Below are 15,771 nucleotides of genomic sequence, written 5' to 3'. Positions count from 1 at the left end.
GTGTCGTCACCAGCCCATATGCATGAACCACAACGCGGCCACCGCGTCGATGATGATCACCAGCGAGATGGTCTGCACCACGCTGGACGTGGTGCGTTCGCCGACGGACTGCGCGGTTCCCTCCACCTGCAGTCCCTCCAGGCAGCCGATCAGGCCGATCACCAGGGCGAATACCGGCGCCTTCGACAGGCCCACCAGGAAATGCTTCACCTCGATGGTGTCGTGCATCCGCGCGATGTACATCTGCGGCGGGATGCCGAGGTCGAATGCACCGACGGTGACACCGCCGGCCAGGCCCGCCATCATCGAAATGAAGGTCAGCAGCGGCAGCATCACCAGCAGCGCGATCAGGCGCGGGATCACCAGCAGGTCGATCGGATCCAGGCCCAGTGTGCGGATCGCATCGATTTCCTCGCGACTCTTCATCGCGCCGATCTGCGCGGTGAAGGCCGAGGCGGTGCGCCCGGCGAGCACGATGGCGGTCATGAGCACGGCGAATTCACGCAGGAACGCGATGCTGACCAGTTCCACCACGTAGATTTCCGCGCCGAAGTCGCGCAGCACGGTGGAGCCGAGGAAGGCGATCACCGCGCCGACCATGTACGACAACAGGATCACCAGCGGCACGGCATCCAGGCCCACGGCTTCCATGTGCGCCACGGTGGCGGTGGGACGAAAGCGGCGGGGCTCCTTCACCATGCGGACCAGCTTGACCAGGTTCTCGCCCGTGAAGCTCAGCAGCGCGACGATCTCCTGACCGTTCTCGTGCACGCGGTAGCCCAGGCGCGAGAGTGCGGCCAGCACACCGTAGTCGCGCTTGCGTGGCGGCCGGTCGTCGGCGACATCTTCAATGGTGCTGACCAGCGCGCGATGGTCGGCGCGGAACTCGATGTCCGACAGTTCCATCCCGCGGCGCTTGGCGAACCTCAGCAGTTGCAGCACGCCGGCCGAGTCGATCCGGCCGATGGCGGTGGCATCGAGCCGGTTGACCGCGTCCGGCAGCGTGCCCAGCTGCTCGGCCACCGTCAGCGCGCTGGCAAGCGTCCAGTCGCCCGCCAGCTTTGCGCGCCGGGGGTCGCCGGGATCGGATTCGTACTGCGGGCGGGCAAGGGCGGGGGTCATGGCGTCGCTCGGCCAAGGAGCATACAGGCTATCCCGCTGAACGTGAGCAGCACGCCTACAAACGCACGACGGCCCATGGGTTCGCGCAGCCACAGGGCGGCGAGCACCACAAGGAAGACCGAGGCGGACTCGTTGAGGATGGCCGCCACGGAGGCCGAGGTGAACTTGTAGCCGCCCAGCCACAGCACCATCGACAAGCCCTGGCCCACGAGCGCCGCCAGCACGAGCCGATGCCAGGCGACATCGCGCGGCACGAAGCGCATGCGCTGGCGCATGGGGGGCAGCGACGCAAGGAACAGCAGGCCCGCCATCGCGCCGCACAGGCGCAGCAGCGTCACCCACAGCAAGGGTTGCGTCTCCAGCGTGCGCTTCACCATCACGATGGCGACCGCCATCAATGCGATCGCCAGCAGGCCCAACAGGATGCCGCGCAGCGTGTGCTGCGGACGGGCCGACTGCCCGCGCGCGGGAATGCTGACCAGCAGCACGCCGCCGGCCACCAGGGCGAAGCCCAGCCATTGCATGCCGCCGAGGCGTTCGTCCAGGAACACGAAGCCCAACAGCAGCACGAGCGGACTGTAGAGGTTGCCGATGACGCCCATGCGCCCGGCGCCGAGTTCGTTGAGCGCGCGGAAATACAGCGTGTCCGCCAAGGCGATGCCGATCACGCCGCTGGCCAGCACGATGAGCATGTCGCGCACCGGCATCACGGGCCACGCACCGGCGTACAGCAGCAACGCCACCGGCGCCAGCACGCACAGCACCAGTCCGTTCTTGAGCAGGTTGAGGGTGAGCGGAGGCAGGTGCACGCCCAGTTGCCGCGCAAGGATCACGCCCACCGCCCACGCGGCGGCACTGCCGAGCGCCATCGCTTCGCCGATTCCCACCGTGCCCCCTGACCCCATCGCCGATGCGTAGTGTAAGCAGGCATGCGTGAAGCCACGGGATGGCACTTGGGCGATACTGTGCCGATGGCCGACGACATGCTGCTTTCCGCCACTTACGCCCAGCGCATCGCCTTCGTGTGCGAGATCGCCGGGCGCCTGCACAGCTACGGCACCACCGCACAGCGGCTGGAGGGAACGGTAGTAGGCCTGTCCCAACGCCTCGGCCTGGACTGCGAGCCGTGGTCGAATCCCACCGGCCTGATCCTGAGTTTCAGCGATCCCGCGCGCCCGCTGGGGGCGAGCGACAGCACCCGGGTCATCCGTTTGGCGCCCGGCGAGACCGACCTGCACAAGCTGAGCGAGGCGGACCGCATCGCGGATGCGGTGTCGTCCGGGCAGATGAGCATCGCCCAGGGCCACACCGCGCTGCGCGCGCTGGACCGCACGCCCAGCCTGCGCTGGCGGGCCATGCAGATCTTCGCCTCGGGGCTGGCGGCAGCGGCCGTGGCAGGGCTGTGGCGGCTGCCGTGGCTGGACATGGCCACCGCCGGCCTGATCGGCGTGATCATCGGGGTGCTCGGTGAACTGATCGCCCGCCGCCCGCAGATGAAGGAGGCCAGCGATGCGATCTCGGCGCTGGTGGCCGGTTTCGTGGCGATCCTGGTGGCCAACTTCATCGCGCCACTGAACCTCAACACGGTGATCATCGCCTCGCTGATCGTGCTGCTGCCCGGCATGGCGCTGACCAATGCAGTGAACGAACTGACCAGCCAGCACCTTGTATCCGGCGTGGCCCGTTTCGCGGGCGCGATGGCCACGGTGCTGAAGCTGACGGTGGGCAGCATGATCGCGGTGACGCTGGCGCAGCTGCTGGGCCTGTATCCGGAGGTGCGCGCATCGCGGCCACAGCCGGAGTGGGTGGAGTGGGGCGCGATGATCGTGGCGGCGTATGCCTTCGCCGTGCTGTTCAAGGCGCACCGCCGCGATTATTTCTGGGTGATGGCAGCGGCCATCGCCGGCTACAGCATCTCGCGCTACGCCGGCCAGGCGTGGGGCAGTCCGGTAGGCATCTTCCTGTCGGCACTGACGCTGACCGCAGCAGGCAATGCGTTCGCGCGCTGGGCCAACCGTCCCGGCGCATTGATCCGCGTGCCCGGCATCCTGATGCTCGTACCCGGCAGCACCAGCCTGCGCGGCCTGCTGACCCTGGTGCAGCAGCAGGATGTGGGCGTGGGACAGTCGGCGCTGCTGGCCGTCACCAACGTGGTGATGGCGCTGGTGGCAGGTCTTCTGTTCGGCAACCTGCTGATTTCGTCGCGCAAGAATCTCTGACGATACCGTTGGAGATGCGCGGGAGTGCACGCCCGACAGGATGGACACCCATGAAAAACGGGAGGCCAAGCCTCCCGTTTCCCTGCCGCATCGTCGCGATTACTTTTTCTTGATCAGGAAGTCGTCGGCCTTCTTGCCCTTCGCGATCAGCGCGGCCATCCAGCGCGGATGCTTGCCGCGACCGGTCCAGGTTTCCTTCGGGTTGGCCGGGTTGCGGTACTTCGGCGCGACCTTGCCGAGCTTCTTGCCGGCCCGCGGACCGGGCTTCGTTGCCGCCTTGGCGGGGCGCGTGCCCGCCATGCCGAACAGTTCCTCCAGCGTATAGCCCTCGGCCTTGGCGAACTTGGTGATCTTGCCGCGGACGGTGGCAATGGGGGTTCGTTTGGCCAGCTTGGTCTGCTGTTCCTTGGCCTTGGCGATCAGGGCGCCAAGTTCCTTGGCGGACAGGTTACGCAGGTCGATCGACATCAGTATCTCCAGTCAGGAAGGGAAAGCCCATCCTTGGCCGAATAATCATCTTAATCGACGAGTTAATCGCGGCACAAACCACGGAGATGCGTGGACGCGCGATGGCGCCCACGCATGCGTACGCGCGATCAGCCGCGCAGGCGCGCGAGCAGTTCGTCCCGGCCGATATTCTCGGCGTCTTCGGCGCGACGTGCGCGATACTCGAACGTGCCTGCCGCCAGTCCGCGCTCGGACACCACCACGCGGTGCGGGATGCCGATCAGTTCGATGTCGGCGAACATCGCGCCGGGGCGCAGTCCACGATCGTCCAGCACGGCCTCGATGCCGGCCGCCTGCAGGTCTGCGAGCAACTGCTCGGCCGCAGCATTCACAGCGGCATCGTTCTTCGGGTTGATCATGCATACGGCAACGGCCCACGGGGCCATCGGTACGGGCCAGATGATGCCGTTGGCGTCGTGGTTCTGTTCGATCGCCGCCGCCACGATGCGCGATACGCCGATGCCGTAGCAGCCCATCGCCGGTGCGGCAGCCTTGCCGGTTTCGTCGAGCACGGTGAACTTCATCGCTTCGCTGTACTTACGGCCGAGCTGGAACACATGTCCCACCTCGATGCCGCGGACAATGCGGATCTCGCCGCCGTCGGCGGCCCTGTCGCCTTCCACCACGTTGCGGATGTCCGCCACGGTTTCAGGTTCAGGCAGGTCGCGGCCCCAGTTGACGCCGGCAATGTGGAAGCCGGCCTCGTTGGCGCCCACGACGAAGTCGGCCATCGCCGCCACCTCGCGATCGGCGACCACGCGGATCGCCTGCTTCGCGCCGATCGGGCCGAGGAAGCCCGGCTCGCTGCCCAGGTGGGCGAGGATCTCGGCCTCCGTCGCCAGCCGGTAATCGGCCAGCCCGGCGACCTTGCCCAGCTTGATCTCGTTGACGGTATGGTCGCCGCGCACCAGCGCCAGCACAAAACCGGCGTCGGTCATGACGGCCACCGACTTCACCGTCCGCTGCAACGGGATGCCCAGCAGCGCGGCGACGTCCTCGCAGGTTTTCTGCGTGGGCGTGGCCACCTTGTTCATCGTCTCCGACGCAGTGGCGCGTGGGCCCGGCGCCGCGGCCTGCGCCTTTTCCACGTTGGCGGCGTAGTCCGAACCGGTGGAGAACGCGATGGAGTCCTCGCCGGAATCGGCCAGCACGTGGAATTCCTGCGAGGCATCGCCGCCGATGGCGCCGCTGTCCGCCTGCACCGCGCGGAAGTCCAGCCCCAGGCGGGTGAAGATGCGCGTGTAGGCCGCATGCATGTTGCGGTACTCGCGGACCAGGTCTTCATCGGTGATGTGGAAGGAGTAGGCATCCTTCATCACGAACTCGCGCGCACGCATCACGCCGAAGCGCGGACGGATCTCGTCGCGGAACTTGGTCTGGATCTGGTAGAAGTTGACCGGCAGCTGCTTGTAGCTGGACAGCTCCTGGCGCGCGAAGTCGGTGACGGCTTCTTCCGCCGTGGGGCTGTAGCAGAACGCCTGTTCCTTGCGGTCGGTGATCTTCAGCAGCTGGCCGCCGAACTTCTCCCACCGGCCCGTCTCTTCCCACAGCTCGCGCGGCTGGATGGTCGGCATGATCATCTCGATCGCGCCGGCGTGGTTCATTTCCTCGCGCACCACGGTTTCCACCTTGCGCAGCACGCGCAGGCCCAACGGCGACCATGTGTACAGGCCGGCGGCCAGCTTGCGGATCATGCCCGCGCGCAGCATCAGCTGGTGGCTGACCAGTTCGGCGTCGGCCGGGGTTTCCTTGGTGGTGCGGAGGTGGAACTGCGACAGGCGCATCGGCATGGGGATCCGTGAGGGACTAACCGCCTATTTTGCCAGCGTTGGCCGCACCCGGGGCGGCGGCGGGTCAATCCGCGGCGGTCGCCGCGTCCCCGCTTACGCGAATGCCTGCCGGGACTTCGCGATCGATGCGCTCGAAGCGGCGGTCCTTCGGCGGCTGCTCGGTGATCTGCAGCACGCCGGCATCGTCGCGCCAGCGATACAGCGAGGGGCGGGCGTCGCGGGCCTGGGCAGCGGCCGCCTGGTCCGCGCGGGCCTGCTTGCGTGATCCGGCATCCGGTGATTCGCGGGCCAGCCACCAGGCGACGCCCACGCCCAGCGCCACGCCCGCCACGATGGCCAGCCAGGCGCGCATGGAACGGGTCAGGCTCCGGCGGCAGGCTTGCAGTAGGCCTTCACGGCGGCTTCGGCCAGGCTCTGCTGGTTGGCACGCCCGGTGTCGTCAAGCGTGGTATCCGCCTTGCCGTCGCCATCGGTGTCCTGCTGCACGGGCCCCTTGCTGGTCGCCAGGACCTGCAGGTTCATGCGCGCGGTGGTGCACTGCGGATTCTCGACCGGCTTGCCGGCGGGCTGCGCATCCGCCGCCGGGGCACCGTATTGGTTGATGCGCCGGTTCTGCACGGTCTGGTTCGGCGGCGGGCTGTCCGAGTAGTGGGTCACGCCGTTCTTGTCCTTCCACTGGTAGACCTGCTGGGCCTGCGCGGTGGAGGCGGTCGCCAGGCAGAGCGCCAGCACGGACAGGCAGGGCAGGAGGCGCATGGGAAGCTCCGGGATCACGGGAACCGCGATTGCAGCACCCCGGGGCCGCGCAGGCAAGCCGGGTGGCGGACCGCTGGGCTAAACTGCGACCCATGAACGAAATCAAGCCGCCCCCGCGCTCCCGCGGGATTTACCTGTTGCCCAACCTGTTCACCACTGCGGGCCTGTTTGCCGGCTTCTTCGCGATCATCGCCGCGGCCAACGGTCAGTTCGTGAACGCCGCCATCGCGGTATTCGTGGCGGGCCTGATGGACGGCATCGACGGCCGCGTGGCGCGGTTGACCGGCACCAGCAGCGAATTCGGCGTGCAGTACGACTCGCTGGCCGACCTGGTCAGCTTCGGCCTGGCGCCGTCGCTGGTGATGTACCACTGGTCGTTGGCGGCGCTGAAGTTCGACGGCGGCGTGATGGGGCGCGTGGGCTGGGTGGTCGCGTTCCTCTATGCGGCTTGCGCGGCGCTGCGGCTGGCCCGTTTCAACACGCAGGTCGGCACGGTCGACAAGCGCTGGTTCGTCGGTCTGGCCAGTCCGGCCGCGGCGGGCCTGATGATGTCCTTCGTCTGGGCCTTCGCCGATGGCGAACTGGGCTGGACGGGCGAGGAACTGCGCTATGTGGCCCTCGGCGTGACCCTGGTTGCGGCGCTGTTGATGGTCAGCCGCATCCGGTTCTGGAGTTTCAAGGGAACGGGCGAAGGCGGGGCGAAGGCCGACCGCATCCCGTTCGTCGTGCTGGCGCTGGTGCCGCTGGCGTTGGCGATCCTGTTCATCGACCTGCCGCGCACACTGTTGGCGGTGGGCGTGGTGTATGCCTTGTCCGGTCCGGGCTACTGGCTGTGGCAGCGCGTGCGCCGGCAGAAGGATGCCGCTGCATGATGCTCGCGGCGGACCGGTTGTGGTCGGCCGAGCAGCAGGGTTGGCTGCGCGCGCTGGGCCATACGGTGTACCTGCCAGCGGATTGGCCGACGGAAGCCGGTGCCGCTGTCGCGCAGGCCGTGGAAACGTCGCCTGCCCGTGTTGCGCCCGATGTTCCTCCGCCCGCTGCCGTGCGTGCGCGTCCGCCTGCGCGTGAGGCTGTCGACGCGCCCCCGCCCCTGCGCCAGGCACCAGCGCTGCGAGCGCCCGGATCGCGGCTGCCGGACCGCCTCCACTTCGCGCTGATCCGCGCCTCGGGCTGCAATCCCAATGCGCCAGGGGCTGCGGAACTGTTCGCCCAATGGCCCAGTTCTGCCGAGCTGCGTGGCAACCCTGCCGCCAAGCGCGCGTTGTGGCCCGCCCTGAGGCGGCTGCGGCGCGGAGCCTCCGCGTGAGCGCGCGGGGCGCCGAAGCGTCACCGGCGTCCGCTTCCAGCCTGCGCCCGATGCGCGAGGGCGACCTTGACGCCGTGATGGCGATCGAACAGCGCGCCTATCCCTTCCCGTGGACGCGCGGCATCTTCCGCGACTGCCTGAAGGCGGGCTATCCCTCGTGGGTGATGACGGAACACGGCATGGTCATCGGCTACGGATTGCTCAGCATCGCCGCCGATGAGGCGCATGTACTGAACATCTGCATCGCCCCCGAGCGCCAGGGCCGCGGACTGGGCCGCCATCTGCTGCGCGCGCTGGTGAAGATCGCCCGCGACCTGCGCGTGCAGCGCGTGTTCCTGGAAGTCCGTCCGTCCAACCCCGGTGCCATCACGCTGTACCACAGCGAAGGCTTCAACGAGATCGGCCGCCGCCCGCGCTACTACCCGGCCCGCGACGGCCGCGAGGATGCGCTGGTGATGGCGATCGAGCTGGTGGCTGACGACATCACCACGATGCCGCCGCTGTAGGGCAGGTCCCGGCCCGACGCGGCACATGGCGAAACCATCCAGCCTTCATCCCAGCTTTCGCCGGAAGAACAACCAGTCCGACTCCTGTTCGTCATTCCCGCGAAAGCGGGAATCCATCTTGCTTCCAACGCTTCCGAAGCGCGAACTGCAACGTCAAGATGGATCCCAGCTTTCGCTGGGATGACGGCTGCGATGACGCGATCCCGCACAGCCAGGCGACGGCTGCCCGACCGTTGCGGGGAGGAGCGAAGCGTCAGAGCTTCGCGCGCTGGCCATGCAGGGCAGCGAGCTGGTTGCTCCAGTCGATCAGGCGCTGGCGCTCCTGCTCGACCACCGCTGGCGGCACCTTGTCGGTGAACTTGGCCAGCTTGGCTTCGCTCTTGTCCTTCTCGCCCGCGACGCGGGCGATTTCCTTGTCCAGGCGGGTGCGCTCGGCGTCAAGGTCGACCAGGCCTTCCAGCGGCACCAGCAGTTTCAGTTCACCCACCATCGCGGCAGCGGAGGCGGGGGCATCGGCGCCGACGTCGAGCCAGGCGATATCGTCCAGCTTCAGCAGGAACGACAATGACGAGGCGAAGCGCGCGATGCGCGTGCGGTCGTTGTCGCCACCATCCTGCAAGAGCAGGCGGATGGTCTTCGCGGGCGAGACGTTGAGTTCGCTGCGCACGCGACGCAGGGTGGACACCATCGTCTTCAGCCATTCCACGTCCGCATCGGCCTGCACATAGTCCTGGCCGGCGAAATCGGCGGCGACAGGGTAGGGGCGCAGCGAGACCGTGCCACCGTCGATGCCCAGCTTCGGCGCGACCTGCTGCCACAATTCCTCGGTAACGAACGGGGTCAGCGGGTGCAACAGGCGCAGCAGCGATTCCAGCACGTGCAACAGCGTGTGGCGCGTGCTGTCGGCCGCTTCCTTGTCATTGCCATTGAGGGCTGGCTTGGCCAGTTCGACGAACCAGTCGCAGAACTCGTTCCAGGCGAATTCGTACAGCGCCTGCGACAGCAGGTCGAAGCGGTAGCCGGCGAACTGCGTGCCGGCCTCGGCGGTGACCTTGGTCAGGCGTGACAGGATCCACTTCTCGGCGTCGGTGACCGGATTCGGCATCGCGCTGCCCCCATCCGCCCTTCGGGCACCTTCCCCCGCAAGCGGAGGAAGGGAGAACGCCGCGGTGTTCATCAGCACGAAGCGGGTGGCGTTCCAGAGCTTGTTGCAGAAGTTCTTGTAGCCCTCGGCGCGGCCCATGTCGAACTTGATGTCGCGGCCGTGCGTGGCCAGCGCGGCGATGGTGAAGCGCAGCGCGTCGGCGCCGTGCGGCACGATGCCGTCAGGGAACTCCTTGCGCGTGGCCTTCTCGATCTTCTCGGCCATCTTCGGCTGCATCAGGCCGCCGGTGCGCTTGGCCACCAGGTCTTCCAGCGAGATGCCGTCGATGATATCGAGCGGATCCAGCACGTTGCCCTTCGACTTGGACATCTTCTGGCCGTCCTTGTCGCGGATCAGGCCGGTCATGTAGACGTCGCGGAACGGCACCTGGCCGACGAAGCTGTCGGTGGCCATCACCATGCGCGCCACCCAGAAGAAGATGATGTCGAAGCCGGTGACCAGCACCGACGACGGCAGGTAGCGGTCGAAGCCGCGCGCGGCCATCGCCTGCGTGTCCGGCCAGCCCATCGTGCTGAAGGGCCACAGCTGCGAGGAGAACCAGGTCTCCAGCACGTCGCTGTCCTGGGTGAGGGCGACGTCGGCGGACAGGCCGGCCTTCGCGCGCGCCTCGGCTTCGTCGCGGCCGACGTAGCAATTACCCGCGCCATCGAACCACGCCGGGATGCGGTGGCCCCACCAGAGTTGGCGGCTGATGCACCAGTCCTGGATGTTCTCCATCCAGTGGCGGTAGGTGTTGATCCAGTTCGGCGGGACGAACTTCACTTCGCCCGACTCCACGAGTTCGAGACCGCGCTTCGCCAGCCCATCCATCTTCACGAACCACTGGTCGGTGAGATACGGCTCGATCACCTGGTTGGTGCGGTCGCCGCGCGGCACCTGCAGCTTGTGCGGCTTGGTCTCGACCAGAAGGCCGAGGTCCTCGAGGTCCGCGAGCACGACCTTGCGTGCTTCGTAACGGTCGAGGCCCTGATACTTTTCCGGAATCCGCGCATCGGTCGCCGTGTCGATCAATCCGCTACGAATCGCTGTCGCGGAAGCTTGACGCTTAAGTCGTTCCGTCCAAGATGAGTCATCAATGATTCGTGCCGCATCATCCAAGATGTTGTACAGCGGTAATCCGTGGCGCAGACCAACTTGGTAGTCATTGAAGTCGTGTGCAGGCGTGACCTTGACCACCCCAGTTCCGAATTCACGTTCAACATACTCATCCGCGATCACGGGCAGCTCGCGGTCGACGAGCGGCAACTTAACCTTCTTGCCGACCAAATGAGCGTAGCGCTCATCTTCGGGATGCACCATCACGGCGGCATCGCCAAGTAGCGTCTCCGGACGTGTGGTGGCGACCACCAGATAATCCCTGGTCTCGCGCATTATCTCGTTGCCGTCCGCATCACGGTCGATGTGGTCGTAGGTGGCACCGTCCTCCAGCCTGTACGCGATCGACCACAGGAAGCCGTCTTCCTCGACGTTCTCCACTTCCAGGTCGGAGATCGCCGTCTTCAACACCGGGTCCCAATTGACCAGGCGCTGGCCGCGGTAGATCAGGCCCTGCTCGTGCCAGCGCACGAACGCTTCGATGACCGCCTTCGATGCCGCTTCGTCCATGGTGAACGTGCTGCGCGACCAGTCGCCCGATGCGCCCATGCGGCGCATCTGCCGCTCGATGGTGTCGCCGGACTGCGCCTTCCACTCCCACACCTTGGCGATGAAACCGTCGCGGCCCAGCGAATCGCGCGTGTCGCCCTTGCCTTCCAGTGCCAGGTTGCGGCTGACCACCATCTCCGTCGCGATGCCGGCATGGTCGGTGCCCATCTGCCACAGCGTGTCGTAGCCGCGCATGCGGTGGTAGCGCACCAGCGCGTCCATCAGCGTGTGCTGGAACGCATGGCCCATGTGCAGTGTGCCGGTGACATTCGGCGGCGGCAGCAGCACCGTGTACGGCTTGCCTTCGCCACTGGGCTTGAAGTAGCCGGCGGCTTCCCACTGCGCGTACAGGCGGGATTCGAAGGATTTCGGGTCGTAGCTGGAGGCGAGGTCGGTCATGGGGTTCCGGGATTTTTGAGTCGTCATCCCGGCGGACGCCGGGATCCATCTTGATCTTGCGTTTGCGTTGCCTTGTCTATGGCCACTGCAACGGCAAGGTGGATTCCAGCGTTCGCTGGAATGACGGGTGTTACATGTCGTGCTTGTTCACGTCAAAGCCGCGCGCCTTGTACTGCTTCCAGCGCTCGCGCAACGGCTCGCGCGCGGACGGGTCGGCCGGTACGACTTCCAGTACGCGTTCGCAGGCGCCGGCGAACGCGTCGTCGCGCAGGTTGATGACCAGTGCGCGCGCCGGCACGTCGATGTCGGGTGTGGCGATCAGCACGGGCGTCAGCTCGTCCTCTTCGTCCCCGGCGATCTGGTGCGGGATGTACGCATCGGGATCGAACTCCCACAACAGCTCGTCCAGCTCCTCCGCCTGCGCGGCGTCGCGCGCGAGGATCAGGGTCCACTGGTTGCTGTCGTAGGCCTTGCGCACCAGCTCGCACACCAGCTTGAGGGGCTCCTCGAGAAAGCGCGGCTTGGCGATCAGGTAGAAGTCGGCACGGGCCATGGCGTAGGGGCAGCGTCGCCGGTCAGGCGACGCGGTCCAGCAGCCACTGGCTCAGCAGGCCGACCGGGCGACCGGTAGCCATGCCGCGCTTGCCTTCGTCGTTGGCCACGCCGGCGATGTCCAGGTGCGCCCAGCGCTGGCCTTCGGTGAAGCGGGCCAGGAAGCAGCCGGCGGTGATCGCACCGGCCCAGCGGCCACCGATGTTGTAGACGTCGGCGAAGCTGGATTCCAGCTGGGTCTGGTATTCGTCCCACAGCGGCAGACGCCAGGCGCGGTCGAATACGGTCTCGCCGGCGCCCAGCAGTTCGTTGCTGAGATCGTCGTGCTTGCTCATCAGGCCGCTGGCGTAGCGGCCCAGCGCCACGATGCAGGCACCGGTCAGCGTGGCCACGTCGACCAGGGCTTCGGGCTTGAAGCGTTCGGCGTAGGTCAGCGCGTCGCACAGGATCAGGCGGCCTTCGGCGTCGGTGTTGCCCACTTCGATCGTCTTGCCGGACATGCTGGTGATGACGTCGGAGGGACGGTACGCATTGCCGTCGATGGCGTTCTCCACCGCCGGCACCACCACCACCAGGTTCACCGGCAGCTTCATCTTCACCGTGGCGACGAAGGTGCCCAGCACGCTGCCCGCGCCCAGCATGTCGTACTTCATTTCCTCGATGCCGCCCTGCGTCTTCAGGTTGACGCCGCCGGTGTCGAACGTGATGCCCTTGCCGACCAGCACGTAGGGCTTGGCGTCGGCGGCCGCGCCATTCCACTTGAGCACGATCAGGCGGGGGCGGTTGACCGAGCCGCGGGCGACGGCCAGCAGCGAGCCCATGCCCAGTGCTTCCATCTGCGCCTCCTCCAGCACTTCGCATTCGGCGCCGTTGTCGGCGGCGAACGTCTGCGACTGCTCGGCCAGATACGCGGGAGTGCAGATGTTCGGCGGCAGGTTGCCCAGCTCGCGGGTGAACTGCACGCCGGCGGCGATCGCCACGCCCTGCGCCAACGCCTGGGCGTCGTCGCCACGGATGGCGAGCTGGGCCAGGCCGGCGTCGTCGGCCTTCTTCTTGCCGAGCGTGGCGGTATAGCGGTAGCAGGCGTGGTCGACGGCGATGACGGCCTGGCGGATCTTCCACGCGGCGTCGCGGTCCTTCACGTCCACGTCGGACAAGGTGAACAGCGCGCTGCGCACCGGCCCGACCTTCAGGGCGCGGGCGGCATCGCCGGCGGCCTTGAGGTATTGCGGTACGCCGAACTTGGCGGCCTCGCCCAGGCCGACGACCAGCACGCGCGGTGCGGTCACGCCGGGCAGGTCGTGCAGCAGCGTGGTCTTGCCGGTCTTGCCGCCGATGTCCCCCCGCTGCACCAGCGCCGACAGCTTGCCGCCGCTGGCCGCGTCCACGGCCTGCGCGGCGGCGGTCAGGCTCTTGTCGGCGTAGGCGCCTACCACGATGCAATCGACGCCGGCCTGGGCGGGGGCTTCGTGGTTCAGGGTGAATTCCAGCGTCATTGATCAGATTCCCGGTTCAGTTACGTACAATCGCAGGCCGGATGAAGGTGGCTGACGCCATCCCGGACCGCAGAGACTGCCGCCATCGATGCGGCGCACAAGCCCGAGATTGTAAATCAAGCCCCCCTGATGCCGAAGCTGGACCGCTACCTCTTCCGGGAATTCACCCAGAGCTTCCTGGCCACCCTGATCATCCTGCTGATGGTCAGCGTGGGCGGCGTGATGGCCGATCTGCTGGGCGATGTGGCGGACGGCAAGGTGCCGGCGCGGTTGCTGCTGTCCCAGCTGGGGCTGCAATTCCTCAACTACATGCCCTACATCATCCCGCTGGCGTTGATGCTGGGCCTGCTGCTGGCGTTCTCGCGCCTGTACCGGGACTCGGAAATGGCGGTCCTGACCGCAGCCGGCATCGGCCCTCGCCGCCTGTTGCGCCCGCTGCTGATGCTGGTGATACCCGTGGTGGTGGTGGTGGGCCTGTGTTCGCTGTGGCTGGGGCCATGGGCACTGCGCACCGCGCAGGACATGCTGGACCACGCCAACCGCAGCCTGGTCGTCTCGGGGCTGGATGCGGGCAAGTTCACTGTCATGTCCAGTGGCGCTGTGGTCTATGTGAGCGCGTTGTCGCCGGATGGCACGGGCCTGAGCAAGGTGTTCATGCACCGCTCGGACGAGGGCCGTATCGACGTGGTGACGGCGAAATCCGGGCAGATGTTCTTCGAGGGCGAGCGCAACCGTTACCTGCGCCTGGACGATGGTTTCCGCGTCGAAGGGCCGGATGGCCCGGGGCTGGATTACCGCCTGATCCGCTACAAGGCGAACGAGGTCGCGCTGCCGGACCGGGCCGACACGATGGACAAGGACGATCCGGAACTCCTGCCGACGCCGCAGCTGCTGTCCGATCCGCGCCCGGATGCGAATGCGCAGGTCCATGCCCGTCTCACCCCGCCGCTGCTGGCGCTGGCGTTCGCCCTGCTGACCCTGCCGCTGTCCAGGAGTTCGCCGCGACAGGCGAGATATGGACGCGTGATGCTGGGGTTCCTCGCCTACCTCGTGGGCATCAGCCTGATGTTCAATGGCACCCAGCTGCTGGCCGACGGCAAGTTGCCGGGCATGGCCGGCCTGTGGTGGTTGACGCTGCCGCTGCTTGCGGCGGCCATCTGGTTCTACCTGCGTGACGGCCAACTGTCGCGCAAGCGGAGGGTGGCATGAGGCTGATCCCCCGCCTGCATGACACCTACGTGGGCCAGGTCGTGCTGGTTACCGTGCTGCTGACCTGGGCGGTGCTGGTGGGACTGGACGTGGTGATGGCGCTGTCCGGCGAAATCGGCGACCTGGGGACGGGCAACTACACCTTCGGCCATGCCGTGGCCTGGGTGCTGTACACCGTGCCGCGCCGGGCCTACACGATGTTTCCCACGGCGGCCGTGATCGGTTCGCTGATGGGCCTGGGCCAGCTGGCGGCCAGCTCCGAACTGACCGCGCTGCGTGCGCTGGGCCTGTCGCGCCGCCGCCTGAGCATTTCGGTGGCAGCGGCGCTGGCCATCCTGACCGCCCTGATGGTGTTCAGCGGCGAGACGCTGGGCCCGTGGGGCCAGCGCCAGGCCGACGTGCTGAAGATGAGCGCGCGTACCGGCAACGTCGCGATGGACCGCTACTCCGGCCTGTGGGCGCGCGAAGGAAACACCTTCCTGTACGCGCAGAGCGGCGAAGAGAAGGACCAGGGCGGCGGCAAGGTGTCGCTGCAGCTGCGCGATGTGCGCATGTACGAACTGGCCGATGACGGGCGACTCGCCTCCATCGCGCACGCCGCCGTCGCCGAACACCTGGATGGCTACTGGCTGCTGAAGAACGTGCGCCGTACGACCTTCAACGAGCGGTCCGCCACCCAGGTCACCGTGCTGGGCGAACGCTGGGAATCGGAACTGGACGCCTCGGTGCTGTCGTCCAGCCTGGTGCGTGCACGCAACATGCCCAGCCATGAGCTGAGCCAGAACATCGACTACCGCAAGCGCAACGGGCTGGACGCGCGCGATTACGAAGACCAGTACTGGGCGCGCTGGTTCTATCCGCTCAACGTGCTGGCGCTGTGCCTGGCCGCCATCCCGTTCGCCTTCGGCAGCCTGCGCAGCGGCGGCATGGGCAAGCGGTTGTTCCTCGGCATCGTGTTCGCGGTCGGCTTCTGGGTGCTGCAGACCATGTTCGTGCGCCTGGCCGGTGCGTTCCGGCTGGATTACCGCATCGCCTACGCGGTTCCACCCTTCGCCCTGCTGGGCATCTCCTGGCTGATGTTCCGGCAGAGAAGCCGCTGA

Annotated in this window: 14 protein-coding genes and 1 pseudogene; 6 read left to right on the top strand and 9 right to left on the bottom strand. The window is 67.1% G+C overall.

Annotation, left to right across the window (positions count from 1 at the left end):
- Positions 1-6 precede the first annotated feature (6 nt).
- Positions 7-1,122, bottom strand: a complete 1,116-nt coding sequence (locus ACIPRS_RS05320) for an MlaE family lipid ABC transporter permease subunit (RefSeq protein ID WP_446537765.1) — start codon at positions 1,120-1,122, stop codon at positions 7-9.
- Positions 1,119-2,009: a DMT family transporter gene (locus ACIPRS_RS05315; RefSeq protein WP_446537764.1), complete on the bottom strand. Its 891-nt coding sequence runs from the start codon at positions 2,007-2,009 to the stop codon at positions 1,119-1,121. Before ACIPRS_RS05315 ends, ACIPRS_RS05320 begins: the two co-directional genes overlap by 4 nt.
- Positions 2,010-2,093: 84 nt before the next feature.
- Here ACIPRS_RS05315 and ACIPRS_RS05310 point away from each other — a divergent pair, with 84 nt between their 5' ends.
- Positions 2,094-3,341 carry a threonine/serine ThrE exporter family protein gene (locus ACIPRS_RS05310; protein WP_192201227.1) on the top strand — a complete coding sequence of 416 codons (1,248 nt, stop codon included), beginning with the start codon at positions 2,094-2,096 and terminating at the stop codon, positions 3,339-3,341.
- A 105-nt stretch (positions 3,342-3,446) separates the two neighbouring features.
- Here ACIPRS_RS05310 and ACIPRS_RS05305 read toward each other — a convergent pair.
- The 4 genes and pseudogenes from ACIPRS_RS05305 to ACIPRS_RS05290 all read right to left on the bottom strand — a co-directional run.
- Positions 3,447-3,809: pseudogene (locus ACIPRS_RS05305) on the bottom strand (H-NS histone family protein); the annotation flags it as partial.
- A 128-nt stretch (positions 3,810-3,937) separates the two neighbouring features.
- Positions 3,938-5,632, bottom strand: coding sequence for a proline--tRNA ligase (locus ACIPRS_RS05300; protein ID WP_446538010.1), 1,695 nt, complete (start codon positions 5,630-5,632; stop codon positions 3,938-3,940).
- A gap of 70 nt (positions 5,633-5,702) precedes the next feature.
- A complete protein-coding gene (locus tag ACIPRS_RS05295) occupies positions 5,703-5,990 on the bottom strand; it encodes a DUF4124 domain-containing protein (protein ID WP_446537763.1) in 288 nt (95 codons plus the stop codon).
- 8 nt (positions 5,991-5,998) lie between these two features.
- Positions 5,999-6,394 carry a DUF4124 domain-containing protein gene (locus ACIPRS_RS05290; protein WP_337730596.1) on the bottom strand — a complete coding sequence of 132 codons (396 nt, stop codon included), beginning with the start codon at positions 6,392-6,394 and terminating at the stop codon, positions 5,999-6,001.
- A 92-nt stretch (positions 6,395-6,486) separates the two neighbouring features.
- On the opposite strand from ACIPRS_RS05290, the gene pssA reads away from it, so the two are divergent.
- Genes pssA through rimI form a run of 3 tightly spaced genes read left to right on the top strand, consistent with a single transcriptional unit; the run spans position 6,487 to position 8,206 of the window.
- Positions 6,487-7,266 carry a CDP-diacylglycerol--serine O-phosphatidyltransferase gene (gene pssA, locus ACIPRS_RS05285; protein ID WP_192200227.1) on the top strand — a complete coding sequence of 260 codons (780 nt, stop codon included), beginning with the start codon at positions 6,487-6,489 and terminating at the stop codon, positions 7,264-7,266.
- Positions 7,263-7,700, top strand: a complete 438-nt coding sequence (locus ACIPRS_RS05280) for an alanine acetyltransferase (protein ID WP_446537762.1) — start codon at positions 7,263-7,265, stop codon at positions 7,698-7,700. The genes pssA and ACIPRS_RS05280 overlap by 4 nt, the downstream gene beginning before the upstream one ends.
- A 50-nt stretch (positions 7,701-7,750) precedes the next feature.
- Positions 7,751-8,206: a ribosomal protein S18-alanine N-acetyltransferase gene (rimI, locus tag ACIPRS_RS05275; protein WP_192201229.1), complete on the top strand. Its 456-nt coding sequence runs from the start codon at positions 7,751-7,753 to the stop codon at positions 8,204-8,206.
- Between the two features lie 253 nt (positions 8,207-8,459).
- On the opposite strand, the gene ACIPRS_RS05270 is transcribed toward rimI, so the two are convergent.
- From ACIPRS_RS05270 to ACIPRS_RS05260, 3 genes are all read right to left on the bottom strand, one after another.
- A complete protein-coding gene (locus ACIPRS_RS05270) occupies positions 8,460-11,414 on the bottom strand; it encodes a valine--tRNA ligase (RefSeq protein WP_446537761.1) in 2,955 nt (984 codons plus the stop codon).
- 130 nt (positions 11,415-11,544) lie between these two features.
- Positions 11,545-11,967, bottom strand: coding sequence for a DNA polymerase III subunit chi (locus ACIPRS_RS05265; protein ID WP_337730593.1), 423 nt, complete (start codon positions 11,965-11,967; stop codon positions 11,545-11,547).
- A gap of 22 nt (positions 11,968-11,989) precedes the next feature.
- Complete coding sequence (locus tag ACIPRS_RS05260) at positions 11,990-13,462, bottom strand: leucyl aminopeptidase (protein WP_446537760.1); 1,473 nt, start codon at positions 13,460-13,462, stop codon at positions 11,990-11,992.
- A 129-nt stretch (positions 13,463-13,591) separates the two neighbouring features.
- Here ACIPRS_RS05260 and lptF point away from each other — a divergent pair, with 129 nt between their 5' ends.
- Both lptF and lptG read left to right on the top strand, forming a co-directional pair.
- Complete coding sequence (gene lptF, locus ACIPRS_RS05255) at positions 13,592-14,671, top strand: LPS export ABC transporter permease LptF (RefSeq protein WP_446537759.1); 1,080 nt, start codon at positions 13,592-13,594, stop codon at positions 14,669-14,671.
- Positions 14,668-15,771 carry an LPS export ABC transporter permease LptG gene (gene lptG, locus ACIPRS_RS05250; RefSeq protein ID WP_446537758.1) on the top strand — a complete coding sequence of 368 codons (1,104 nt, stop codon included), beginning with the start codon at positions 14,668-14,670 and terminating at the stop codon, positions 15,769-15,771. The genes lptF and lptG overlap by 4 nt, the downstream gene beginning before the upstream one ends.

This window comes from Pseudoxanthomonas sp. LARHCG66 (assembly GCF_052871755.1).
The sequence above is the reverse complement of the archived record's forward strand: the minus strand, read 5'-3'. Positions and strand labels throughout refer to the sequence as shown.